General features: G+C 76.2%; 24 protein-coding genes. 17 read left to right on the plus strand and 7 right to left on the minus strand.

The genetic code is table 11. From position 1 onward, the window contains the following. The first annotated feature begins 87 nt into the window (after positions 1–87). The 3 genes from BMW62_RS11600 (at position 88) to BMW62_RS11610 (ending at position 3,396) form a co-directional block, all read left to right on the plus strand. Entirely contained in the window at positions 88–1,017 is a 930-nt protein-coding gene (locus tag BMW62_RS11600) for an NAD-dependent epimerase/dehydratase family protein (RefSeq protein WP_091931021.1), read from the plus strand. A gap of 136 nt (positions 1,018–1,153) precedes the next feature. Continuing rightward, on the plus strand, positions 1,154–1,687 hold the full coding sequence (locus BMW62_RS11605) for a heme-binding beta-barrel domain-containing protein (protein ID WP_091931022.1): 534 nt from the start codon (positions 1,154–1,156) through the stop codon (positions 1,685–1,687). Beyond that, positions 1,684–3,396: a DUF885 domain-containing protein gene (locus BMW62_RS11610; RefSeq protein ID WP_091931023.1), complete on the plus strand. Its 1,713-nt coding sequence runs from the start codon at positions 1,684–1,686 to the stop codon at positions 3,394–3,396. Before BMW62_RS11605 ends, BMW62_RS11610 begins: the two co-directional genes overlap by 4 nt. A 4-nt stretch (positions 3,397–3,400) precedes the next feature. Here the strand turns inward: BMW62_RS11610 and BMW62_RS11615 are convergent, their stop codons facing one another. The 3 genes from BMW62_RS11615 to BMW62_RS11625 form a co-directional block, all read right to left on the minus strand. Next, positions 3,401–4,135, minus strand: coding sequence for a hypothetical protein (locus tag BMW62_RS11615; RefSeq protein ID WP_091931024.1), 735 nt, complete (start codon positions 4,133–4,135; stop codon positions 3,401–3,403). Positions 4,136–4,502: 367 nt separating this feature from the next. Next, entirely contained in the window at positions 4,503–5,999 is a 1,497-nt protein-coding gene (gene nhaA / locus BMW62_RS11620) for a Na+/H+ antiporter NhaA (RefSeq protein WP_091931025.1), read from the minus strand. A gap of 95 nt (positions 6,000–6,094) precedes the next feature. Further along, positions 6,095–6,943, minus strand: coding sequence for an aminotransferase class IV (locus BMW62_RS11625; protein ID WP_091931026.1), 849 nt, complete (start codon positions 6,941–6,943; stop codon positions 6,095–6,097). Positions 6,944–6,981: 38 nt separating this feature from the next. On the opposite strand from BMW62_RS11625, the gene BMW62_RS11630 reads away from it, so the two are divergent. The 7 genes from BMW62_RS11630 to BMW62_RS11660 all read left to right on the plus strand — a co-directional run bounded on the left by BMW62_RS11630 (position 6,982) and on the right by BMW62_RS11660 (position 12,038). Further along, positions 6,982–7,440, plus strand: a complete 459-nt coding sequence (locus BMW62_RS11630) for a Fur family transcriptional regulator (protein ID WP_091931027.1) — start codon at positions 6,982–6,984, stop codon at positions 7,438–7,440. Continuing rightward, positions 7,437–8,546: a CAF17-like 4Fe-4S cluster assembly/insertion protein YgfZ gene (locus BMW62_RS11635; protein ID WP_091931028.1), complete on the plus strand. Its 1,110-nt coding sequence runs from the start codon at positions 7,437–7,439 to the stop codon at positions 8,544–8,546. The genes BMW62_RS11630 and BMW62_RS11635 overlap by 4 nt, the downstream gene beginning before the upstream one ends. 124 nt (positions 8,547–8,670) lie before the next feature. Continuing rightward, positions 8,671–9,228, plus strand: coding sequence for an RsiG family protein (locus BMW62_RS11640; RefSeq protein WP_091931029.1), 558 nt, complete (start codon positions 8,671–8,673; stop codon positions 9,226–9,228). 70 nt (positions 9,229–9,298) lie between these two features. Further along, positions 9,299–10,273, plus strand: a complete 975-nt coding sequence (locus BMW62_RS11645; RefSeq protein WP_244523988.1) for an asparaginase — start codon at positions 9,299–9,301, stop codon at positions 10,271–10,273. Between the two features lie 87 nt (positions 10,274–10,360). Beyond that, a complete protein-coding gene (locus BMW62_RS11650; RefSeq protein WP_091931031.1) occupies positions 10,361–10,825 on the plus strand; it encodes a helix-turn-helix domain-containing protein in 465 nt (154 codons plus the stop codon). Between the two features lie 35 nt (positions 10,826–10,860). After that, complete coding sequence (locus BMW62_RS11655; protein ID WP_091931032.1) at positions 10,861–11,616, plus strand: hypothetical protein; 756 nt, start codon at positions 10,861–10,863, stop codon at positions 11,614–11,616. A gap of 134 nt (positions 11,617–11,750) precedes the next feature. Next, on the plus strand, positions 11,751–12,038 hold the full coding sequence (locus BMW62_RS11660) for a DUF2516 family protein (protein WP_091931033.1): 288 nt from the start codon (positions 11,751–11,753) through the stop codon (positions 12,036–12,038). A gap of 13 nt (positions 12,039–12,051) precedes the next feature. Here BMW62_RS11660 and BMW62_RS11665 read toward each other — a convergent pair whose 3' ends face one another. Together BMW62_RS11665 and BMW62_RS11670 are read right to left on the minus strand one after the other, a co-directional pair. Next, positions 12,052–12,255 carry a PspC domain-containing protein gene (locus BMW62_RS11665; RefSeq protein WP_091931034.1) on the minus strand — a complete coding sequence of 68 codons (204 nt, stop codon included), beginning with the start codon at positions 12,253–12,255 and terminating at the stop codon, positions 12,052–12,054. Positions 12,256–12,328: 73 nt separating this feature from the next. Continuing rightward, a complete protein-coding gene (locus tag BMW62_RS11670; protein ID WP_091931035.1) occupies positions 12,329–13,168 on the minus strand; it encodes a spermidine synthase in 840 nt (279 codons plus the stop codon). A 101-nt stretch (positions 13,169–13,269) separates the two neighbouring features. Between BMW62_RS11670 and BMW62_RS11675 the strand changes: the two genes are divergently transcribed. Then, a complete protein-coding gene (locus BMW62_RS11675; RefSeq protein WP_091931036.1) occupies positions 13,270–13,617 on the plus strand; it encodes a cupin domain-containing protein in 348 nt (115 codons plus the stop codon). Between the two features lie 7 nt (positions 13,618–13,624). On the opposite strand, the gene BMW62_RS11680 is transcribed toward BMW62_RS11675, so the two are convergent. Next, complete coding sequence (locus tag BMW62_RS11680; protein ID WP_091931037.1) at positions 13,625–14,488, minus strand: class I SAM-dependent methyltransferase; 864 nt, start codon at positions 14,486–14,488, stop codon at positions 13,625–13,627. A 34-nt stretch (positions 14,489–14,522) separates the two neighbouring features. On the opposite strand from BMW62_RS11680, the gene BMW62_RS11685 reads away from it, so the two are divergent. Continuing rightward, complete coding sequence (locus BMW62_RS11685) at positions 14,523–15,530, plus strand: UDP-N-acetylmuramate dehydrogenase (RefSeq protein ID WP_091931038.1); 1,008 nt, start codon at positions 14,523–14,525, stop codon at positions 15,528–15,530. A gap of 165 nt (positions 15,531–15,695) precedes the next feature. Here BMW62_RS11685 and BMW62_RS11690 read toward each other — a convergent pair whose 3' ends face one another. After that, complete coding sequence (locus tag BMW62_RS11690; protein ID WP_091931039.1) at positions 15,696–16,502, minus strand: SDR family oxidoreductase; 807 nt, start codon at positions 16,500–16,502, stop codon at positions 15,696–15,698. An 84-nt stretch (positions 16,503–16,586) separates the two neighbouring features. On the opposite strand from BMW62_RS11690, the gene mshA reads away from it, so the two are divergent. The 5 genes from mshA to BMW62_RS11715 all read left to right on the plus strand — a co-directional run bounded on the left by mshA (position 16,587) and on the right by BMW62_RS11715 (position 22,192). Then, positions 16,587–17,924 (plus strand): D-inositol-3-phosphate glycosyltransferase, encoded by a 1,338-nt coding sequence (mshA, locus tag BMW62_RS11695; protein WP_091931040.1) that lies wholly within the window; start codon positions 16,587–16,589, stop codon positions 17,922–17,924. Then, entirely contained in the window at positions 17,921–18,451 is a 531-nt protein-coding gene (locus tag BMW62_RS11700; RefSeq protein WP_091931041.1) for a YbjN domain-containing protein, read from the plus strand. The genes mshA and BMW62_RS11700 overlap by 4 nt, the downstream gene beginning before the upstream one ends. Continuing rightward, positions 18,448–20,040, plus strand: a complete 1,593-nt coding sequence (locus tag BMW62_RS11705) for an MFS transporter (protein WP_091931042.1) — start codon at positions 18,448–18,450, stop codon at positions 20,038–20,040. Before BMW62_RS11700 ends, BMW62_RS11705 begins: the two co-directional genes overlap by 4 nt. 99 nt (positions 20,041–20,139) lie before the next feature. Beyond that, on the plus strand, positions 20,140–21,390 hold the full coding sequence (locus BMW62_RS11710) for an aminotransferase class I/II-fold pyridoxal phosphate-dependent enzyme (RefSeq protein WP_091931043.1): 1,251 nt from the start codon (positions 20,140–20,142) through the stop codon (positions 21,388–21,390). A 34-nt stretch (positions 21,391–21,424) separates the two neighbouring features. Beyond that, the gene (locus tag BMW62_RS11715) at positions 21,425–22,192 is read left to right on the plus strand and encodes a phosphoglyceromutase (protein WP_091931044.1); all 768 of its coding nucleotides are present in this window, start codon (positions 21,425–21,427) and stop codon (positions 22,190–22,192) included. Positions 22,193–22,194 lie beyond the last annotated feature (2 nt).

Raw genomic sequence — 22,194 nt, forward strand, 5'->3', positions numbered from 1 at the left:
AGCACCGCTCTTGACAACGGTCGATCGCGAGCGCGAGCATTGGTCTACGACGAGAGCACCGCTCTCACTTCAACCACTGGAGCAGCCATGGCACTGCACGTCGTCGTCGGCAAGGGGCCGGTCGGCCTGACCACCGCCCGCGAGCTGCGGGACCGCGGGCACGAGGTGCGCGTGCTCTCCCGCTCCGGCGGGGTCTCCGCGGACGGGATCGAGCACCGGCGGGTGGATGCCGCCGACACCGCCGCGCTCGCCGGTGCCGCGCTGGGGGCCGCCGCCCTCTACAACGCGGTCAACCCGGCGTACCACCGGTGGGCCACCGACTGGCCGCCGGTCGCCGATGCGCTGCTCGCGGCCGCCGAGCGCACCGGCGCCGTCCTGGTCACCATGTCCAACCTCTACCCGTACGGCCGCCCGCGCGGCCCCATGACGCCGCGGTCGCCCCTCTCCGCCACCGACACCAAGGGCGTGGTGCGGAGGCGCATGTGGGAGCAGGCGCTGGCCGCCCACGAGGCCGGGCGGGTGCGCACCACCGAGGCGCGTGCCGCGGACTTCGTCGGGCCGCAGGTGCCTGCCGCCCAGTCCCACCTGGTGCGCCAGCTGCCGGCCCTCCGGCGGGGCCGCACCGCCTGGGTGGTCGGCGACCCCGACGCGCCGCGCAGCTGGGCCTACCTCCCCGACGTGGCGGCCACCGTGGCGACCCTGGGCACCGACGAGCGCGCGCTCGGCCGGGCGTGGCACGTGCCGAGCGGGCCCCCGCGCTCGCAGCGGGCCGCCCTCACCGACCTCGCCGCGGCCATGTCCGCCCCGGCGCCCACCGTGCGCGGGATCCCCTGGGGGGTCCTGCGGGCGGCGGGGCTGCTGTCGCCGGTCATGCGGGAGGTGCTGGACGTGCGGCACCAGTTCGACCAGGAGTACGTCATCGACGCGGCGGAGACGACGGCGACGTTCGGCATCCCGGCGACCCCGTGGGCCGAGGTCGTCGCCGCAACCACCGGCCGCGCACCGGCGGCCGCCTGAGGCCGGGCGGCGGCGCCGTCACTACGGTGGTCGGCATGGTCTCTGCCTGGCTCCTGGTCACCCTGACGGCGTCGTGCGCCGTGGCGCTGGGCTACGGCGCCGTCCGGCTCTCCCGCGCCCCGAAGGCGGGCCGGCGGTGAGCGCACCCACCGAGCTCCCGGTGCCCGACACCGCCGACGTCCGCAGCGGCCCGGAGGTCTCCCCGGAGCTCCTCTCCGTGCTGCCCCTGCTGGGGGAGTGGCACGGCGAGGGGCAGGCGGCCGGCACCGGTGGCGACCACCGGTTCGGCCAGTGGGTCCGGTTCGCCCACGACGGCCGGGGGTTCCTGGCGTACGAGTCGCGCACCTGGCGGCTCACCGACGACGGGCAGATCGTGGGGCCCGACGTCCGGGAGTCCGGCTTCTGGCGGCCCCGCGGTGAGGACGACGTCGAGCTGCTCGTGGCGACCCCCGACGGGCTGGTGGAGATCTACGTCGGCACCGCCCGCACGACCACCAGCTGGGAGCTCAGCAGCGACGTGCTGGCCCGCACGCCGGACGCCCCGGAGGTCACCCGCTCGGTGCGGCTCTACGGCATCGTCGAGGGTGCCTTGATGTACGCGATCGACCGGGCGGTGGGGGAGCAGCCGCCGCGCCCGGTGATGTCGGCCCGGCTGGAGCGGCTGCGGTGACCGCACCGTCGTCCGCCCGCCCCGCCACCCCCCGGCAGGTCGCCGACCGCTACGTCGACGCCGTCTGCGACCTGGACCCGATCGTCGCGACCTCACTGGGCGCCCGCCCGGGCGACGACAGGCTCCCCGACGTGAGCCCGGCGGGGCTGGCGGCCGAGGCCGACCTGGCCCGCGCCACCCTGGCCGAGCTGGACCGGGTGCAGGCGGCCGACCCCGCGCTCGACGACGACCCGGTCGAGCGCCGCTGCGCCCGCCTCCTGCGGGAACGGCTGGGTGCCGAGCTCGCCGTGCACGAGGCGGGTGAGGGCTTCCGCTCCCTCAACAACCTGTTCAGCCCGCTGCACTCGGTCCGCCAGGTCTTCATGCTCATGCCGGCGGCGACGGAGGAGGACTGGTCCGTCCTCGCCCGCCGGCTCGCCCGCGTGCCGGAGGCCTACCGGGGCTACCGGGCGACGCTGGCGGAGGGGGCGCGCCGCGGCCTGCTCGTGGCGCCGCGGCAGGTGCGGACCGTCCTGGCCCAGCTCGACGAGTGGTCGAGCGGTCCGTTCTTCGGCTCGTTCGTCGCCACCGGGCCGGAGCCGCTGCGGAGCGAGCTCGCCGCGGCCGCCCGCGCCGCCGACGAAGCGGTCGCCGAGGTGCGCGACTTCCTCCGGGTCGAGTACGCCCCCCGCACCGAGGGGACGCCGGACGCCGTCGGCCGCGACCGCTACGCCGTCGCCGCGCGCCGCTGGACCGGCTCCGACCTCGGCGCCGGTCGGGGGCTCGAGGAGGCCTACGCCTGGGGCTGGGCCGAGCACCGGCGGATACTGGCCGAGCAGCGCGTCGAGGCCGAGCGGGTGCACCCGGGCGCGACGCCGCTGGAGGCCATGCGCCGGCTTTCCCTCGAGGGTCCCGCGGTCGAGGGCGTCGAGGCGGTCCGCGAACGGCTGCAGCAGATGATGGACGCGGCGATCGAGGCGCTGGACGGCACCCACTTCGACCTCGCCGGACCGGTCAAGCGGGTGGAGGCGATGATCGCCCCGCCCGGGAGCGCCGCCGCGCCGTACTACACCCGCCCGGCCCAGGACTTCTCCCGGCCGGGCCGCACCTGGCTGCCCACGCTCGGGCGCACCCGCTTCCCGCTGTGGGACCTGGTGTCGATCTGGTACCACGAGGGCGTCCCGGGCCACCACCTGCAGCTCGCGCAGTGGGTGCACGTGTCCGGGCAGCTGTCGACCTACCAGACGTCGCTGGGCTCGGTGGGCGCGAACGTGGAGGGCTGGGCCCTCTACGCCGAGCGGCTGATGGACGAGCTCGGCTACTTCGCCGACCCCGGGGAGCGGCTGGGCTTCCTGGACGCCCAGCAGCTGCGATCGGTGCGCGTGGTGATCGACATCGGCATGCACCTGGGGCTCCCCGTGCCCGACGACGCCGAGGGCGTGCTGGCCGAGCACCGCGGCCGGCCGTGGACGCCCGAGCTGGCGCGCACCTTCCTGGGCGAGCACTCGGGTGCGGAGGTCGCCTTCCTCGACAGCGAGCTGGTGCGCTACCTCGGCCTGCCGGGGCAGGCGATCAGCTACAAGCTCGGCGAGCGGGCGTGGCGGGACGGCCGGGCCGCCGCCCAGCGGGCCCGAGGCGCGGGCTTCGACCTCAAGGCGTGGCACATGGCGGCGCTCTCGCAGGGCTCGCTGGGGCTGGACGACCTCGCCGGGGAGCTGGCGCTGCTGTAGCGGCTCAGCCGCGTGGCGGCAGGGGGTTGACCGGGTCGTCGGCGTGGCCGACCCGGTCCTCCGCCGCGCTGGGCAGGACCTCCAGCCCGGGGGCGGTCAGGAGCGCGGCGACGCAGGCAGTGCTGCCCCCGACGTAGGTGCTCATCAGGTCGATGTCGGTGGCCACCACCCACGCGCGGTCCTCGGGCCACCACAGGTTGGCGCTCTGCTCGGACGGCTCGGGCGCCAGGTTCCGCGCCGCGTCGGCGACGGCGCCCCGCACCAGCACGGCGTCGCGGCCGCGGGGCAGCGGCAGGGGGGCCAGCCCGCGCAGCGCCGCGGCGTCGAAGCCGAAACCCGTCCACCGAGCCAGCAGGCAGGCGCCGGGGGTGCCCGTGTGGCGGGCCAGCACCGCTGCCATGCGCGCGGCGACGGTGGTGGGCAGGTGCCCCTCCGCGGGCCCGCCGTCCCAGTCGGGGGGCTGGCTGTCCTCGTTCAGGTACTCCCAGCCGCCGGTGATCGCGGGCCACTGCATGAGCGGGTGGGCCGCGGTGCCGTTGACCGCGGCGACGGCGGCCCAGGGGACCTCCACGTCGTCGTCGCCCTCGTAGCGGTAGGCCGGGTGCAGCACGCGGGCGTAGGCGGGGAACAGCGGCGGCACCAGCGAGGCGACCGTTCCCCAGTGGGCGCGGGCGACGGCCTCGGCGACCCAGGTGCCGGCGGAGACGTCGGTCTCGACGGGCAGACCGCCGAGCTGCACGCGCGCCTCCTGGGAACGGACAACCCCCGGGCTGCTCCGCGGCGCTCCGCTGGGGAGCAGCACGCGGGCCGACTGGACAAACGTCGGCGGCCCGGGGGTCGGGTGACTGTCCGGTTCTCGCTCGCCGCCGTGCGACGGACGGGCGATCGTGCCGTCGCTCAGACTGTCGTCTGAACGGGCGGCCCATCTGGACGGCGGCTAGCGGACAGCCACCTCACGAGTCCTGTAGCTCAGCAAAGTTACGGACCACCTCCTCTCTCGTGTGCCACGACGGTACGACCGCGCGCGCGGGAGCGGCAACAGATTTCCTCCGCTCTGGGCGAACACGCTGGTGGGTGTGCCCGGACCGGCGTGTCCCGGCGGGCCGTCAGACCCCGTCGCCGGGACCGAGCGTGCGCCCGGGCGGGCGGGTGCCCTCCCAGTGCGGGTCGTGCTCGGCCTCGTCGTCGACCGTCTCGTAGCCCGGGTGCACGGCCTCCTCGCCGAGCTCGGCGGTGGCGGCGGTGGCGCCGGGGCCGGGCGGCGGCGCCACCGCCCGGTCGGTGGCGTGGTCGGCCCGGTCGTCGACGGTGTCCCAGGCATCGGGGATGCCGTCGCGGTCGACGTCGCTGATCTCGTGCAGGTAGATCTGCTTGTAGCGGCGGTTGCGCAGCCGCAGGATCACGCTGGCCAGCAGCGCCGCGGCCACCGTGCCGGCCAGGATGCCGACCTTGGCGTGGTCGTAGCTCTCGCTCTCCGCACCGTAGGCGAGCTCGGTGATCAGCAGCGAGACGGTGAACCCCATCCCGCCGAGGAGGGCCAGCCCCACCACGTCCGGCCAGCCGAGGTTCTCGTCCAGCTGCGCCCGGGTGAAGCGGGAGACCAGCCACGTGGCGCCGGTGATGCCGATCGCCTTGCCGGCGACCAGCCCGACCACGATGCCGATCGCGATGCTGTCGCCGAGCGACTCGCCCAGACCCGACAGCCCCCCGACCGCCACACCGGCGGAGAAGAAGGCGAAGACCGGGACGGCGACACCCGCCGAGAGCGGGCGGATCCGGTGCTCGAAGTGCTCGGCCATGCCGGGTCCGCCGTCCGGCCCCCCGGCGGCGTGGCTGCGGACGACCGGGACGGTGAAGGCCAGCAGGACGCCCGCGACGGTGGCGTGCACGCCGGACTCGTGGACCAGCACCCAGGTGACGGCGGCCAGCGGCAGCAGCAGCCACCAGGACCGGATCCCCTTCTGCACCAGGAAGCCGAACAGCGCCAGCGGGACCAGGGCCAGCAGCAGCGGCGTGACGGCCAGCGACGCCGTGTAGAAGATCGCGATGATCGTGATGGCCAGCAGGTCGTCGACGACGGCGAGCGTCAGCAGGAAGGTCCGCAGCGAGCTGGGCAGGTGGGTGCTGATGACGGCCAGGACGGCGAGCGCGAAGGCGATGTCGGTGGCCGAGGGGATGGCCCAGCCCTGCAGCGCCCCCTCGGGCCCGCCCAGGTTGAACAGCACGAAGAACAGCGCCGGGACGACCATGCCGCCGGCGGCGGCGGCGATGGGCAGCGCCGCGCGGCGGGGTTCGCGCAGGTCGCCGGCGACGAACTCCCGCTTGAGCTCCAGTCCGGCGACGAAGAAGAAGATCGCCAGCAGGCCGTCGGCGGCCCAGGTGCCGAGGCTGAGGTCCAGGTGCAGCGACGCGGGCCCCACCCGGGTGTCGCGCAGCGCCTCGTAGCTCTCCGCCCAGGGGGAGTTGGCCCAGATCAGGGCGATCGCCGCGCCGATCAGCAGCAGGGCGCCGCCGACGGTCTCCTTGCGGAGCACCGAGGCGACGCGCTGCGCCTCGGTCCAGGACCCGCGTCCGAAGAGGCGGGCGGGGGCGGGCGTCGTCACGGGGCGGCTCCGGGGGTGCGGGGTCGGGTCGGGTCGGGACGCGCCCTCGACGGACACGCTGCCGACCAGACTTCCCGGCGCACCTGGGTTTCACGCTACCCGGCGAGCAGCTCCCCGACCCGCGGGGAGAGCCCGGCGTCGCCCCGCCGGACGCCGTCGAGGGTGTGCACGGCGACGGCGCCGCGCACACCGGAGACCAGCCACACGGCGTCGGCCGCGTGCAGGTCCTCGACCGTCCCCGGGGTCGAGGCGGTGGGCCAGCCGGCCGCCCGCGCGGCGGCGAACAGCCGTGCCTGGGTGGTGCCGGCGAGGATCCCGGTCTCCACCGGCGGCGTGTGCAGCGTGCCCGCGGCGGCCCAGACCACGGTCGAGGTCGGCCCCTCCAGCACCCGGCCCTCCAGGCTGGTGAGGACGACGTCGTCGGCGCCCAGGGCGTGCGCGTGCCGTTGGGCGGCCATGTTGACCGCGTAGGAGAGCGTCTTGGCGCCGCCGAGCAGCCAGGGGGCGCCCGCGCGGAAGTCGGCGGGCACCCCGAGCCCGAGCGTCACCACTGCGATGCCCTCCGTGCGCTGCCGGACCGTCTCCGCCGGCACGGGTGCCAGCAGGGCCAGCGCCGTGGGCGGTGTGCCCTCGCCGAGCCCGCGGGTGAGCACGAGGCGGCACACGCCCTCGACGTCGGCCGGCCAGCCGGCCACCGCCGTCGCCACCAGCGCCCGCCAGGCGGTGGCGCCGGGATCGGCCAGCCCGAGCAGCTCCGCGGAGCGGACCAGCCGGGCCAGGTGCGCGTCCAGGTGCGGCGTGCGCCCGCCGAGGACGGCCACGGACTCGAAGACGCCGTCCCCGCGGGCGAGCCCGAGGTCGAAGGCGGTCACGACCGGCTGGTCCGCGGGCACCGGCACCGCCGCGCCGTCCCGCCAGACCGCCACCCTGCGCTGCTCGATCACGCGGCCAGCCTGCCGTACGCGGGGCATAGGCTCTCGCCATGGGGACCGACGACGTCGCCGCTCCGCTCGCGGAGCAGCTGCGCGCGCGGGGGCTGCGCCTGACCGCGCAGCGCGCCCGGGTGCTGGCCGCGGTCGCGGCCCTGGCGCACGCCACCCCGGAGGCGATCGGTGCCCGCTTGCGCGAGGAGGCCGGCCCCGGCGGCAGCGCGGCCGACACCTCGACGGTCTACCGCACCCTGGAGCTGCTCGAGCGGCTCGGGCTCGTCTGGCACACCCACCTGGGGCGCGGCGCGCCGGTCTACCACGCCGCCGAGCGCCCCCACCTGCACGTCGTCTGCTCCTCCTGCGGCGAGATCTCCTCCGCCGCGCCGGACCTGCTCGACGAAGCGGCGGAACGTCTGGCGGTCGAGCTGGGTTTCACCGTGGACGTCGGCCACGTCGCCCTGTCGGGCACGTGCCGCGCTTGCCGAGACCGCGCCGGAACGGAGTCCCCATGACCACGCCCTCGCCCCTCCTCGCCCGCCCCGGGGCGGTCGCCGTCGAGCCGGGGCCGGAGGTTCCCCGCACCGTCGCGGCGCACTACGGCGACCCGTTGCGCGAGCAGCGGCTGCTCGCCGAGGGCGCCGGCCTGGTCGACCGCAGCGACCGGGACGTCCTCTCGGTCCCCGGCGCCGACCGCCTCTCGTGGTTGCACAGCATCACCAGCCAGCACGTCGCGCAGCTGGCGGACGGCGTCGGCAGCGAGGCCCTGGTGCTCAGCCCCCACGGGCACGTCGAGCACCACCTGGTCGTCGCCGAGCTCGCCGGCACGACCTGGGCCGACGTCGAGCCGGGCGCCGGCCCCGCCCTGCTGGCCTTCCTCGAGCGGATGCGGTTCATGCTCCGGGTGGAGCCGCGCCTGGTCACCGACGACCGGGCGCTGCTGTCGCTCGTCGGTCCCGGGGCCGACGCGGCCCTGGCAGCGGCCGGGTTGCCGGTACCCGCCGAGCCGTACGCGGTGGAGTCCCTCGGCGAGGGCTGGGTGCGCCGCATGCCGGCGATCGGGAACGGGACGGCCGTCGTCCACGACCTGCTGGTGCCGCGGGCGGAGGTCGACGCCCTCGCCGACCGGCTGGGCGTCCCCCTCGCGGGCGCCGCGGCGCACGAGGCGCTGCGCGTGGAGGCCCGGCGGCCCCGGTTCGGCGTCGACAACGACCACCGCACCATCCCGAACGAGCTGGAGTGGCTGCGCACCGCCGTCCACCTGGACAAGGGGTGCTACCGCGGGCAGGAGACGGTCGCCCGGGTGCACAACCTGGGCCGCCCGCCGCGCCGGCTGGTGCTGCTGCACCTCGACGGCGTCAGCGAGGACCTGCCCGCTCCCGGCGAGCCGGTGCTGGCGGGTACGCGGACGGTCGGCCGGGTGGGCAGCGTCGTGCGGCACCACGAACTGGGCGTCGTCGCCCTGGCGCTGGTGAAGCAGTCGGTCGCCCAGGGCACCGCGCTGACCGTGGCCGGTTCGACCGCCGCGATCGACCCCGACGACGCCGCGCCGGCGCTCGACGACACCCAGGTGGCGGCGCGCAACCGGGTCCGGGCCGTCCGGTCTGGGACGATCGGCTGAGCGCGCCGCTGCCGCCCGCTCCCGGGTGGGCAGGCCGGGGTCGCTGACCTACGCTTCGCCCAGCGCCCGCCGCTGACCACCGCCGATGCCCGCGTGCCGGGCGTCCCGCACCTGGAGGCCACCCGTGAGCCCGAAGCCGTCCCCCGCCGGGGGTGCCGCCGTCGACGCGCTGCTGGACCCCGCGTTCCTCGAGAGCGCCGTGCGCCGGCCGATGGGTGACGTGCGGCGGCTGCGCCGCGAGGCCGAGCAGCAGGAGGTCAACCTCTCCTACACCCGCCGGCTGCTGCAGGGGCGCCTGGACATCGTGCGGCGCGAGCTGCAGCGGCGCGCCGAGCACGACGGGCGCTCGCTGGTCGACCTGCTGCCGGAGATCCTCGCCGAGAAGGGTCGCGGCCCCGCGCACGGCCTGGGCCGGCACCAGACGGTGCAGCCGGCGAATCCGCAGGAGTACGAGTCCTGGGTGCACTCGCTGACCCCGGGGGCCGACCTCTCCGCGATCACCGAGCTCTCCGACGCCGCGCTCGAGGCGGCGGCCCGGTCGCTCGCCGACGCCGAGAAGGGGCTGTCGGAGCGCCGCCGCGGCGTGCAGCAGGTCATGGACGGGCTGGCTGCGGAGCTCGGCCGCCGGTACCGCGACGGCGAGGCCGATGTCGCCGCCCTCCTCGCCGACGAGGGCCGGTGAAGCAGAAGGACCCCGTCCTCCTCACCGCTCGCGAGCTCGCGGTGAGCCTCTGGACGGGGCCGGTCGCACGGTGACGGAGTCGCCGTGGCCTGACAATCCCGTGCTGGTCGAGGTGTGGCGGTCGGGGTTCCTCGAGTCGGTGCACCGCGGGTCGGTGGTGGTCCTCGGTGCGGACGGGGAGGTGCTCGCCGGCGCCGGGAACGTCGCGCGGCCGGTGCTGCCCCGCTCGGCGAACAAGCCGGTGCAGGCGACGGCGCTGCTCGCGGCCGGCTGGGCGCCGCGCTCGGGTGAGGAGCTGGCGATCGGCGCCGGCTCCCACCTCGGCGAGGACGGGCACCGGGAGCTGGCCGCGGGGATGCTCGCCGCCGTCGGTCTCGGCCCCGACGACCTGGGCTGCCCCCCGGCGCTGCCCTCGCACGAGGCGACGAAGGCGGCCTGGCTGGTCGCCGGGCGCGCCCCGGAACACCTGGCCATGAACTGCTCGGGCAAGCACGCCGCGATGCTCTCGGCGTGCGTGGCGGCCGGCTGGCCGACGGCGGGCTACCTGGAGCGGGGCCACCCCCTGCAGCAGGCGATCGAGGCGCGGCTGGGCGAGGCGGCCGGCGAGCCGGTGGCGGCGGTCGTCGTCGACGGCTGCGGTGCGCCGCAGCACGCCCTCTCGCTCACCGGGCTGGCCCGCGGCGTGCTCTCGCTCGTCCAGGCGCCCGAGGGTTCGCGCGACCGGGCGGTGGCCGACGCGATGCGGGCCCACCCGTGGTTCGTCGCCGGCACGGGCCGGGAGGACACCGACCTGATGCGCGCGGTCCCCGGCCTGCTGGTGAAGGGCGGTGCCGACGGCGTGCACGTCGCGGCGCTGCCCGGGGCGGGCGCCGTGGCGCTCAAGCTCGACGACGGCGGCGACCGCGGGCGCACGCCGGCGCTCGCGGCCGGGCTGCGCCGGCTCGGCCTCCCCGCGGAGGCGCTTGCTCCGTGGGCACGCACGCCCGTCCCCGGTGGCGACGGCGTCGTCGGCGAGGTCCGGGAGTCAGCGGCGCTGGACGCCTGACCTGCGCTCCCCGGTGTGGGCGCGATCACGCCCGGGTGCTAGCCGCTCCGCTTGCAGGAGCTAGCACCCGGGGTTACCGTCGAAGGCGTGCAGACCCCCGGTGAGTTCGTCCGCGAGCAGGTGACCACGGTCCGTTCCACGGTGGACCGGGTCGCCGGCAGCGTCGCGGACTCCGTCGCGGACGCCCCCGGCGTCTCGGCGGTCGGCTCGTCGGTGGGCGATTTCATCCGCGAGCAGCGCAACGCCGCGCGCGTCTCGCTGCGCGAGCTGGCCCGCACCGCGGGTGTCAGCAACCCCTACCTGTCCCAGGTGGAGCGGGGCCTCCGCAAGCCGTCGGCGGAGATCCTCGCGTCGATCGCCCGGGGCCTGAAGATCTCGGCCGAGACGCTCTACGAGCAGGCGGGGATCCTCGACCGGCGTTCCGGCAACCCGGACACCGTGGCGGCGATCCGCTCCGACGACGCGCTCTCCGAGCGGCACAAGGCCGTCCTGCTCGAGCTCTACGAGACCTACGTCCGCGAGCACCGGGCCTCGTCCCCGGCCGCCAGCTGACCATCCCCCCATCTCCCACTCCCGAGGAGTCCGGCATGACCCCCACCCAGACCGTGAAGCAGTACGGCGAGTTCGCCGCCACCCTGACGAAGACCAACCTCCTGGCCGCCATCGGCGCCGGTGACCTGGCCGTCGAGCGCGCCCGCACCGTCGTCGCGCAGTTCCGCAGCACCGCCGAGGCGCTGCCGGGCGAGGCGCAGGTGCAGGCCGACCTCGCCGTCAAGGAGGCCCGCACCCGGGCTGCCGAGGCTGCCGGCACCGCCCGCACCACGGCGCACCAGCTGGCCGTCGCGGCCCGTCCCGAGGTGCTGCGCAGCACCGTCGCCGGCCTGGTCGAGACCGCCCGCACCCAGGCGATCGCCACGGTGGAGACGCTGGCCGAGCGCGGCGCCGTCGTCGTCGAGGACCTGCGCCGCCAGCCCGGCGCCCGCCGCATCGTGCGCCGCGCCGAGGAGGCCGTCGACACCGTCGAGGAGCGCCTCGAGGACGTTCTCGAGGAGGGTGCCGAGGCCGTCGTCGAGGCCTCGAACGAGGTGACCTCGGTCGCGCAGAAGACCGCCGCGAAGGCGACCAAGGCCGCCGCGAAGGCCGAGGCCGAGGTCGAGGACGCCGCCGGGGCGGCCAAGGCCACCGCGGAAGAGGCCGTCGCGGCCCCCAAGCGCCGGACGACGGCCAAGAAGAGCACCCCCGCCGCCCGCAAGTCGCCGGCCCGGTCCACCTCGGCCCGTGTGACCCGCGCCCGCACGGCCAAGCCGGCCGACCCGACCGCCGTGCCCGCCAAGAAGAACTGACGCCACGGCACCACCGACCAGGGCCCCGGAGCTGCGACCAGCGCTCCGGGGCCCTGTCGCGTCCGCCGCCCTTCCGGGCGAGTCGGCCGCTCGCCCGGCCCGGGAGGATGCGGGTCCCGAGTAGGCTCGCGGGCATGGGTCTGTTCGACGGGTGGCTGCTGCTCGGCCTCTACTGGGCCTCCCTGGGGCTGACCGCGTGGGCGTTCGTCGACGCCCTCATCCGGCCCGCCGCGGGGTACGTGGCCGCCGGCAAGCTCACCAAGCCCGGTTGGGCGGCGATCACCGGCCTGGCCCTGCTCATCATCTTCTGGCAGAAGACCCCGCTGTCACTGCTCGGCCTGCCCGCCGTCATCGCAGCGATCGTCTACCTGGTCGACGTGCGTCCCGCCGTCGGCGGGATGCGCCGCGACAACACCTGGTAGCGCCCGCCCCGGCTCAGCGCCGGTCGTCGGCCGGCATGACCACCCAGAGCAGCAGGTAGGCCACGAACTGCGGGCCGGGGAGCACGCAGGAGATCAGGAAGGCCACGCGCAGGCCGCTGCGCGAGAGCCCGTAGCGCCGGGCGATCCCGGCGCAGACGCCGGCGACCATCTTGTGGCGGGTGTCCCGGCGCAGCCGGTGCGTCGAAGGCGTCGTCATGAGGGCAGCCTAGGGGGGTGGGCCGGGTCCGACCGGTCGGTGCGGCGGTCGGGCGCCGCAGCCGGCCGGGTGGTCAGCGGCCGAACACGCCGGCGGGCGGCTCGGGCGAGGGTTCGGCGTCGGCGTCCAGGACCGGCGGGGCGTTGCCGGTGAAACGGTCCAGCTCGTCGCCGTCGACCACGCGCGACGGCATCGGGTCGCGGGCGCACGCGCGGCTGAGCTCCGCCAGCGGCAGCTCCGCATCGGACGCGACGGCGACCAGGTTGCCGAACCGCCGGCCCCGGAGGACGCCCGGTTCGGCCAGCAGGCAGACGTGCCGGAATGCGGTGCGCAGCGTGGCGACCTGGCCCCGCGCGAAGCGCAGCGGCGGCCCGTCGGCGACGTTCGCGGCGTAGACGCCGCCGGGCCGCAGCGCCCGCGCGACCTCCGCCGCGAACTCGGCGGTCGTGAGGTGGGCCGGCGTGCGGGCGCCGGCGAACACGTCGGTGACGACGACGTCGGCGCTGGCCGGTTGCAGCGCGGCGAGCGCTTCCCGTGCGTCGGCGGCCCGCACCCGCACCCGGGCCGACCGCGGCAGCGGCAGGTGCGCGCGCACCAGATCGGTGAGCGGCTGGTCGATCTCGGCCACCCGCTGGCGGGACCCGGGGCGCGAGGCCGCCACGTAGCGGGGGAGCGTCAGCGCCCCGCCGCCGAGGTGCACCACGTCGAGCGGGGCGCCGGGCTCGGCCGCGGTGTCCAGCACGTGGCCGATCCGCCGCACGTACTCGAACTCCAGGTGCGCCGGGTCGGTGAGGTCGACGTGCGACTGCGGCGTGCCGTTGAGCATCAGCACCCAGGAGCCGTCGCGGTCGGCGTCGGCGAGCAGCTCGGCGGCGCCGCCGTCGACGGGGACCGGCCCCGGCGGTGTCCTCACCGGCCCGCCGTCCCCACCCGGCGCTCGGCCGTCCCCGCTGTCATCCGGATCATGGTCGCACCCGCTGCCGTGGGCAGACCTGGGTGGCTACCGTCCCGGGCGTGCGCCGAGTCCGCCTCTCCCCGCGGGAGATCACCGCCTTCGGCAGCCGTGGCGTGTCCATGGTCTCGCTGGCCCGGGTGCCCGAACCGGTGCCCGGCTTCGCCGTGCACCTGGCGACCTTCGCGGCCGGTGCGGTCGTGGGCCGGCACGAGACCCGCCTCTGGCAGCTGTTCGCGGTGATCTCCGGCGAGGGGTGGGCGGCCGGCGCCGACGACGTCCGGGTGCCGCTGGCCGCCGGGGACGCCGTCCTGTGGCAGCCCGGTGAGCTGCACGAGAGCGGATCGGGCACCGGGATGGTCGCCCTGGTGGTCGAGTCCCCGGTCTCGCCGGTGCCCGACGAGGGCTGAGGCCCGGTCAGACGGGCGCGACCGCCGACCACCGCACGGTGACCTCGCCCTGCCGCCAGCGCCGGCTGGAGCCCACCAGCGGCCAGCCCTGCTCGCTCAGGCCCCCGACCGCCGCCGTCCAGCGCTGGCGCGGGCCGAAGGTGCCCATGCCGGCGGCGCCGGCCCAGGCGGCGTCGAAGGCGCGCAGGAACTCGTGGACGGGCTGGCCCGGCACGTTGTGGTGGATGAGCGCCTTGGGCAGCCGCTCGGCGAGGTCGGACGGCGTCGCGATGTCGGAGACGCGGGCCGCGAGGGTGAGGGTGAGCGGCACGTCGGCGTCCAGCGCCACCCACGCCGAGCGGCGTCCCCACTCGTCGCAGGTGCCCTCGACGACCAGGCCGCCTGGCGCCAGCGCCCCGCACATCGTGTCCCAGGCGCGGGCGGCGGACTCCTCGTCGTACTGGCGCAGCACGTTGAAGGCGCGCACGAGGACCGGGCGCAGCCCCGCGAGCTCGAACCCGCCCACCCGGAAGTCCACCCGCGGGGGGTCGCGCTCGGCGGCCACGGCGGCCACCCGGTCGGGGTCGATCTCCAGCCCCACGACCTCCAGGCCGTCGACCTCCGGGCCGAGGCGCTCGACCAGCTCCAGCGTGGTGACGGCGGAGGAGCCGTAGCCGAGGTCGACCACGAGCGGGCGGGCGGCGTCCCGCAGCCGGGGGACCTGCGTGGCCAGCAGCCAGCGGTCGACCCGGCGCAGCCGGTTGGCGTTGGTGGTCCCGCGCGTGGGCAGACCCAGCGCGCGTGCCCGCCCGGCGGCCAGCCGGGATGCCCGGCGCTGCGGCTGGGGGGACAGCGAGGCCCGGCGCTTGTGCTCGTTCCCCGGCTCGGTCACCGGGCAGGAGCCTAGCCCCGGCTACCGTCGGGCCGTGCAGGTGCGATCCGACGTCCCCCTCGCGGAGCTGACCACCCTCGCCGTGGGCGGCCCCGCCCACCGGTTGATCGAGGTGGAGACGGCCGCCGAGCTGGTGGCCGCCGTCCGCGACGCCGACGAGGCCGGCCGCCCGCTGCTGCTCCTCGGCGGCGGCTCCAACCTCATCGCCCCCGACGAGGGGTGGCCGGGCGACGTCGTCGCCGTCCGGTCCCGGGGCATCGAGCGCACCGGCGACGCCCTCACCGTGCAGGCGGGCGAGGACTGGGACGCGCTCGTCGCGTACACGGTCGAGCAGCGGCTGGCGGGCGTGGAAGCGCTGTCGGGCATCCCCGGCTCCACGGGGGCGACCCCGGTGCAGAACGTCGGTGCGTACGGCCAGGAGGTCGCGCAGACCATCACCGCCGTCCGCGTGTACGACCGCGCCGAGAAGGCTGAGCGCACCCTCGCGCCGGCCGAGTGCGGCTTCGCCTACCGCGACAGCCGGCTCAAGCGCGAGCTCGGCCGCTTCGTCGTCCTCGAGGTGGGGTTCGCCCTGCACGCGGGCGAGCTGTCCGGGCCGGTCGGGTATGCGGAGCTGGCCCGAAGCCTCGGCATCGAGGTGGGGGAGTCCGCGCCGCTGGCCGCCGTCCGTGACGCCGTCCTGGCGCTGCGCCGCGGCAAGGGGATGGTCTGGGACCCGGCCGACCCCGACTCCCGCAGCGCCGGCTCGTTCTTCACGAACCCGATCGTGTCCGCCGATCACGCGGTCGAGGGGTGCCCGAGCTGGCCGGCCGGGAACGGGTCGGTCAAGCTCAGCGCCGCCTGGCTGGTGCAGCACGCCGGCTTCGGCCGCGGCACCCGCGACGGGCGGGTGGGCACGTCGTCGCGGCACAGCCTGGCGCTGACGACCGAGGACGGCGCGACGGCGGGGGAGCTCCTCGCCTTCGCCGACCGCGTGGTGGGTGCCGTGCGGGAGCGGTTCGGGGTCACCCTGGAGCGCGAGCCCACCGCCGTCCGCCCCTGACCGGCCCAGTCGCCCGACGGTGTGCGCAGATGCGCAGGGATCCACGCCAGAGCTGAGCAGGTGCGCTCACCGTCGGCGCAGCCTGGTCGCGCCGAGTGGGCCCCGGAGGTGCCCCGGAGGGGTCCGCGTAGGCGCGACGAAGCGGCTCAGTGGCGGACGGGGACGCTACCTGGCCGCGGTGTCGTCCGGAGGACGACGATCGACTTTGTGCTGGGCGGCCTGGGCGCGCGGCCGCACCACGAGCAGGTCGACGTTCACGTGGTGCGGGCGGGTGAGCGCCCACGCGATGCAGTCGGCGACGTCCTCGGCCACCAGCGGCTCGCGCACCCCGCGGTAGACGGCGTCGGCCCGCTCCTGCGAGCCGGTGCGGTTCAGCGAGAACTCCTCGGTCCGCACCATCCCGGGGGCGATCTCGATCACCCGCACCGGTTCCCCGCAGAGCTCCAGCCGCAGTGTCTCGGCCAGCGTGTGCACGCCGTGCTTGGCGGCGGTGTAGGAGGCACCGCCCTCGTAGGAGACCAGGCCGGCGGTGGACCCCACGAACAGGACGTCCCCCGCGCCGGACGCGCGCAGCTTCGGCAGCAGGGCCTTGGTCAGGCGCACGGTGCCGAGCACGTTCACCTCGTAGGTGCGCGCCCAGGAGTCGAGGTCGGCCTCGGCCACGGGCGCGGCGTCGAACGCCCCGCCGGCGTTGTTGACCAGCACGTCGACCCGGTCGAGCGCGGCGGTGAACGCCGCCACGGAGGCGGGGTCGGTGACGTCCAGGGGGAGGGCACGGCTCCCGATGGACGCGGCGAGCGCCTCGAGCCGGTCCAGCCGGCGGGCGCCGACGACGACGTCGAAGCCCTCGGCCGCCAGCCGCCGGGCCGTCGCCGCCCCGATCCCGCTCGAGGCACCGGTGACGACGGCGGTGCGGCCGGTACCGGGCAGGGGGCCGGCCCCCGCGGCCACCGAGGGTGAGGTACCTGACATGCCCCCATCCTGGCGCTGTTGCAAGATGGAGGACCGACAGGGGTGCTGGTCGGGGGCCCTCGCAGAGCAGAGCGGAGGTCCGTGGTGCCCGCTCGCCGCTTTCCCGCACCCGGCCGCCCGGCGCGCGTCGCGACGCTGTCGGTGCACACCAGCCCGCTGGACCAGCCCGGGGCGGGCGACGCCGGGGGCATGAACGTCTACATCGTCGAGGTGTCCCGCCGGCTGGCCGCCCGCGGCATCGAGGTCGACGTCTTCACCCGGGCCACCTCCAGCGAGCTGCCCCCGGTGGTGGAGATGAGCCCGGGCGTCACGGTGCGGCACGTCAGCGCCGGGCCGTTCGAGGGCCTGGGCAAGGAGGAGCTCCCCGCCCAGCTCTGCGCCTTCACCGCGGCGGTCCTGCGCGCGGAGGCGCAGCACGAACCGGGCTACTACGACGTCGTCCACTCGCACTACTGGCTCTCCGGGCAGGTCGGCTGGCTGGCGCGCGACCGGTGGGGCGTGCCGCTGGTGCACACCGCGCACACCCTGGCCAAGGTCAAGAACGAGGCGCTGGCCGACGGCGACCGGCCCGAGCCGCGCGCCCGGGTCATCGGCGAGGAGCAGGTCGTGGCCGAGGCCGACCGGCTGATCGCCAACACCGACGAGGAGGCCCGCCAGCTCGTGCGCCTCTACGGCGCCGACCCCGCGCGCACCCTCGTCGTCCCGCCCGGGGTCGACCTCGACCGGTTCGCCCCCGGCGGCCGGGCCGCCGCCCGCCGCGCCATCGGCGTCCACGACGACGCCGTCGTCCTGCTCTTCGTCGGGCGCATCCAGCCGCTGAAGGCCCCCGACGTGCTGCTGCACACCGCTGCCCGCATGCTGGCCGACGATCCGGCGCTGCGGGCCCGCCTGCAGGTGCACGTGGTGGGTGCGCCGAGCGGCACCGGCCTGGACGCCCCCCGCCAGCTGGAGGAGCTCGCCCGGTCCCTCGGCATCGGGGACGTGGTGCGGTTCCACCCGCCCCAGCCGCCCGCCCGGCTGGCCGAGTTCTACCGCGCCGCGGACGCGACGGTCGTGCCCAGCCACAACGAGTCGTTCGGGCTGGTCGCCCTCGAGTCGCAGGCCTGCGGGACCCCGGTCGTCGCGGCGGCCGTGGGCGGCCTGCCGACGGCGGTGCGCGACGGCGTCTCCGGGGTGCTCGTCGACGGCCACCGCGCCGACGACTACGCCGGTGCGGTGCGCGCGGTCCTCGCCCGCCGCGAGCTCCTCGCCGCCGGCGCCGGCCGGCACGCGGCCGCGTTCTCCTGGGACCGCACCGCCGATGCGCTCGTCGCGGCCTACACCTCCGCGGCGGCCGAGATGGCCGCACCGCAGGCCCGCCCGCTGCGGGACCGCCGGCCCGGGCGGCTCCGGGCCCTGCCCGGGATGGGGGTGGCCCGGTGAGCCGGACCGTCGAGGAGCTCGACGCCGTCATCGACCGGACGCTGCGCGACACCGAGCTGGTGCACGAGCACCCGCGGCCGGGCACCTGGCTGGTCGACCTACCGGGGACCAAGAAGCTGAAGACGGTGTGCGGCCTGATCGTGGGCGACCACGCGCTGCGGGTGGAGGCGTTCGTCTGCCGCCAGCCCGACGAGAACCGCGAGCAGCTGTGGACCTACCTGCTCCAGCACAACGCGCGCATGTACGGGGTCGCGTACTCGATCGACTCCGTGGGCGACGTCTACCTGACCGGCCGGCTGCCGCACACCGCCGTCACGCCCGAGGAGCTCGACCGGCTGCTCGGGTCGGTCCTCAGCTACGCCGACGACCACTTCAACACGATGCTGGAGATCGGGTTCGGCACGTCGATCCGCCGGGAGTGGGACTGGCGGGTCAAGCGCGGGGAGTCCCTGCGCAACCTGGAGGCCTTCGCCGCCTTCGCCGATCCCGGCCGCCGCCCCGGTGCCGACCCCGACAGCAGGGCGTGACGGCGACCGACAGGTCCCGGCCGGGCGCGGAGGCGCCCGGCGACGAGCTGCCCCCCGGGTACGCCCGCCGCTGGTGGGTGCTGGCCACCATGACGGTCTGCCTGCTCGTGGTGATCATGGGCAACACGATCCTCAACGTCGCCCTCCCGACGCTGCAGCGGGAGCTGGACGCCAGCCAGGGCGAGCTGCAGTGGGTCGTCGACGCCTACATCCTCGTGTTCGCCGGCCTGCTGTTCACCTGGGGCGTCATCGGCGACCGGATCGGCCGCCGGCGGGTGCTGCTCATCGGGTTGGGCATCTTCGCCGTGGGGTCGGTGCTCGCCGCACTGAGCGACAGCCCCCTGGAGCTGATCGCCTGGCGGGCGGTGATGGGCATCGGCGGGGCAGCGGTCCAGCCCACGACGCTCGCCGTCATCACCAACGTCTTCCCGCCCCGCGAGCGCGGGCGCGCCATCGGCGTCTGGGCGGGGACGGCGGGGATCGCGGTCGCGGGTGGCCCGCTGGCCGGCGGTGCGGTCCTGGAGCAGTTCTGGTGGGGCGCGGTCTTCCTCGTCGGCGTCCCCGTGGCGGTGCTCGGCATCGTCGCCGTGCTCGCCTTCGTCCCGGAGTCGAAGGACCCCTCCCCGGGACGGCTGGACCTGCCCGGCGTGCTGCTGTCGATCGCCGCGCTCGCCGGCCTCGTCTACGGCATCATCCACGGCGGTGGCGGCGCGGGGTGGACCACGCCGGGCGTCCTCGTGCCGCTGCTGGGCGGCCTGGTCCTGCTGGCGCTCTTCGTCTGGCTGCAGCGCCGGTCGGCCCACCCGGCGCTCGACGTCTCGCTGTTCCGCAACCCGGCCTTCTCCGCCGCCGCAGCGGCCCTGGGCCTGAACTTCTTCGCGCTCCTCGGCGCCACGTTCTACCTGGTGTTCTACCTGCAGGGCGTACGCGGCTACTCGCCGCTGCAGAGCGGCGCGGCGCTGATCCCCGTGGCGCTCGGCATGGCGCTCATGGCGCCCCGGAGCTCCGGGCTGGCCGAGCGGTTCGGGGCCAAGGTCGTCTGCGCGACCGGCTTCCTGCTCATCACCCTGTCGTTCCTCGGCGTGCAGCTGCTCGACCTCACCTCGCCGGTCTGGCTGCTGCTGCTGGTCCTCTCGGTGCAGGGGCTCGGCATGGGCGCGGTGATGGCTCCCGCGACCGAGTCGATCATGTCCGTCGTGCCCCGGGAGAAGGCCGGCGCCGGGGCCGCGGTCAACAACTCCGTGCGGCAGGTGGGTGGCGCCCTCGGCGTCGCGATCCTGGGCTCGTTGCTGGCCGCCACCTACTCCGCGCAGCTGGGCTCCGCGGCGGACGGGTTGCCGGCCGGAGCGCGTGACGACGCCCGGCAGTCGGTCGTCGCGACGCTGGACGCCGTGCGGCGCGCGCAGACCGAAGGGACGCCGGAGGTGGCCCGCGCCGCCGCCGCGGTGGTCGACCCGGCCCGCGACGCCTTCGTCACCGCGATGCACCTGACGGCGATCGGCACCGCCACGGCCACCCTCGTCGCGGCGGTGGTGGTGCTGATCTGGCTGCCCGGCCGGCCGAAGCGGGTGTCGTCGGTCACGCACTGACCCGATGGGGCAACGCAGAGTTGACGACGGCGGGTCCGCCGCCCAGGCTGGCGCGCGACGCGAGCGGGACTCCCCGCGCCGAACCGGAGGGAGTCCCCCGTGCCCGACCACGCCCACCACCCGGGCACGGGGCGACGCGACCCCTTCGCCCCGCTGCTGCAGAACCCGCTGGCCGCCCTCTTCCGCGAGCACACCCGCACGGGCGTGGCCACCCACGCCGTCCCCACCGGCGGCGCCCCCCTGCCGGTGACCACCTACGCCGACGGCCGGGCGCGCATCAACCTGGGCACCGGCAACTACCTCGGGCTCGCGGGCGACCCGCGCGTCGTGGAGGCGGCCGGCGCCGCCCTGCGCCGCTACGGCACGAGCGCGTCGGGCAGCCGGGTGCTCAACGGGACCACCGCTCTCCACCTGGAGCTCGAGGCCGAGCTCGCCGACCTCTACGGCACCGAGGCGGCGGTGCTCACCTCCTCGGGCGTCAACGCCAACCTGGCGCTGCTGTCGACGGTCTGCGGCCCCGACGACGTGCTGCTCGTCGACGCCCACGTGCACGCCAGCCTGCACGCCGCGGCGGCGGCCAGCCGGGGCACGGTCGTGCGCTGGCGGCACAACGACCTGGACTCCCTCGCGGGCCGGCTGGAGCGCCTCGACCCGCGGGCGGGGGCCGTCGTCGTCGTCGACGGTGTCTACTCGATGACCGGTGAGCTCGCGCCGCTCGCCGGGATCACCGAGCTGTGCCGGCGGTACGGCGCCCGCCTCGTGGTCGACGAGGCGCACGGGCTCGGCGTCCTGGGCGCCCGTGGGCGCGGCGCCGCCGAGCAGGTGGGCGTGCTCGACCGCGTCGACGCGGTGACGGTCGCCCTCAGCAAGTCGCTGGCCAGCGTCGGCGGCGCGGTGATGACCTCGCGGGCCGCCGCCGACGGCATCCGCGCCGGCGCCGTGCCCTACGTCTTCAGCGCCGCGAACGACCCGGCGTCGGTGGCCGCCGCCCTCGCCGCGCTGCGCATCCTCCGCACCGAGCCCGAGCGGCTGGCCCGGCTGCAGCACAACGGGGAGCTGCTGCGGCGGGCCCTGGCCGAGGCGGGAGCGGCGCCGGTGCCCGGCCGCGGCGCCGTCCTGGCGGTGCCGACCGGCAGCGAGGCGGTCACCGCCGCGGCGTGGGGGGCGAGCTTCGACGCCGGCGTCTACACCAACGCGGTGGCCTACCCGGCCGTGCCCCGCGGCAAGGGCGTGCTGCGGCTGACCGTCATGGCGACGCACACCGACGCGCAGCTGCGCGAGGCCGCCGAGGTGGTCGCCGGGGCGGTGCGCTGGGCGCGGGACGGCGAGCGGGAGATGGTGCTCGCCTGACGCTCCGCTGCCCGCCGGGACGCCGTCGGGCAGGATGATCGCCGTGACGACCTCCACGGGAACCCTGGTGCTGCTCCGCCACGGCGAGAGCGAGTGGAACAAGGCCAACCTCTTCACCGGCTGGGTGGACGTCCCGCTCACCGGGGAGGGGCGCGAGGAGGCCGCCCGCGGCGGACGCCTGATGGCCGAGCACGGGCTGCTGCCCGACGTCTCGCACACCTCGCTGCTGCGCCGGGCGATCATGACCGCCGAGCTGGCGCTGCACGAGGCCGACCGGCAGTGGATCCCGGTGAAGCGGTCGTGGCGGCTCAACGAGCGGCACTACGGCGCGCTGCAGGGCAAGGACAAGGCCGCCACGCTCGCCGAGTACGGCGAGGAGCAGTTCATGACCTGGCGGCGGTCCTACGACACCCCGCCGCCGCCCATCGAGCCGGGCAGCGAGTTCGCCCAGGACGGCGACGCCCGCTACTCGTTCCTGCCGCCGGAGGCGCGCCCGGCGACCGAGTGCCTCGCCGACGTCGTCGTGCGGATGCTGCCGTACTGGTACGACGCGATCGTCCCCGACCTGCGGCTCGGGCAGACCGTGCTGGTCGCCGCCCACGGCAACAGCCTGCGGGCGCTGGTGAAGCACCTCGACGGCATGGGTGACGACGAGGTGGTCGGGCTCAACATCCCGACCGGTGTGCCGCTGCGCTACGACCTCGACGACGACCTGCGGCCGGTGAAGGCCGGGGGCGAGTACCTCGACCCCGACGCCGCGGCGGCCGCCATCGAGGCGGTCAAGAACCAGGGCAAGCGCTGACG

The organism is Blastococcus sp. DSM 46786, from assembly GCF_900109665.1.
Taxonomy (GTDB): Bacteria; Actinomycetota; Actinomycetes; order Mycobacteriales; family Geodermatophilaceae; genus Blastococcus; species Blastococcus carthaginiensis.

What these genes read in the sequence shown, in the direction of transcription:
- BMW62_RS11660 (WP_091931033.1), top strand. Translation starts at nt 11,751, where the DNA reads ATGGGTCTGTTCGACGGGTGGCTGCTGCTCGGCCTCTACTGGGCCTCC.
- BMW62_RS11635 (WP_091931028.1), top strand. Translation starts at nt 7,437, where the DNA reads ATGACCACGCCCTCGCCCCTCCTCGCCCGCCCCGGGGCGGTCGCCGTC.
- BMW62_RS11715 (WP_091931044.1), top strand. Translation starts at nt 21,425, where the DNA reads ATGATCGCCGTGACGACCTCCACGGGAACCCTGGTGCTGCTCCGCCAC.
- BMW62_RS11665 (WP_091931034.1), bottom strand. Translation starts at nt 12,255, where the DNA reads ATGACGACGCCTTCGACGCACCGGCTGCGCCGGGACACCCGCCACAAG.
- BMW62_RS11600 (WP_091931021.1), top strand. Translation starts at nt 88, where the DNA reads ATGGCACTGCACGTCGTCGTCGGCAAGGGGCCGGTCGGCCTGACCACC.
- BMW62_RS11655 (WP_091931032.1), top strand. Translation starts at nt 10,861, where the DNA reads ATGACCCCCACCCAGACCGTGAAGCAGTACGGCGAGTTCGCCGCCACC.
- BMW62_RS11690 (WP_091931039.1), bottom strand. Translation starts at nt 16,502, where the DNA reads ATGTCAGGTACCTCACCCTCGGTGGCCGCGGGGGCCGGCCCCCTGCCC.
- BMW62_RS11630 (WP_091931027.1), top strand. Translation starts at nt 6,982, where the DNA reads ATGGGGACCGACGACGTCGCCGCTCCGCTCGCGGAGCAGCTGCGCGCG.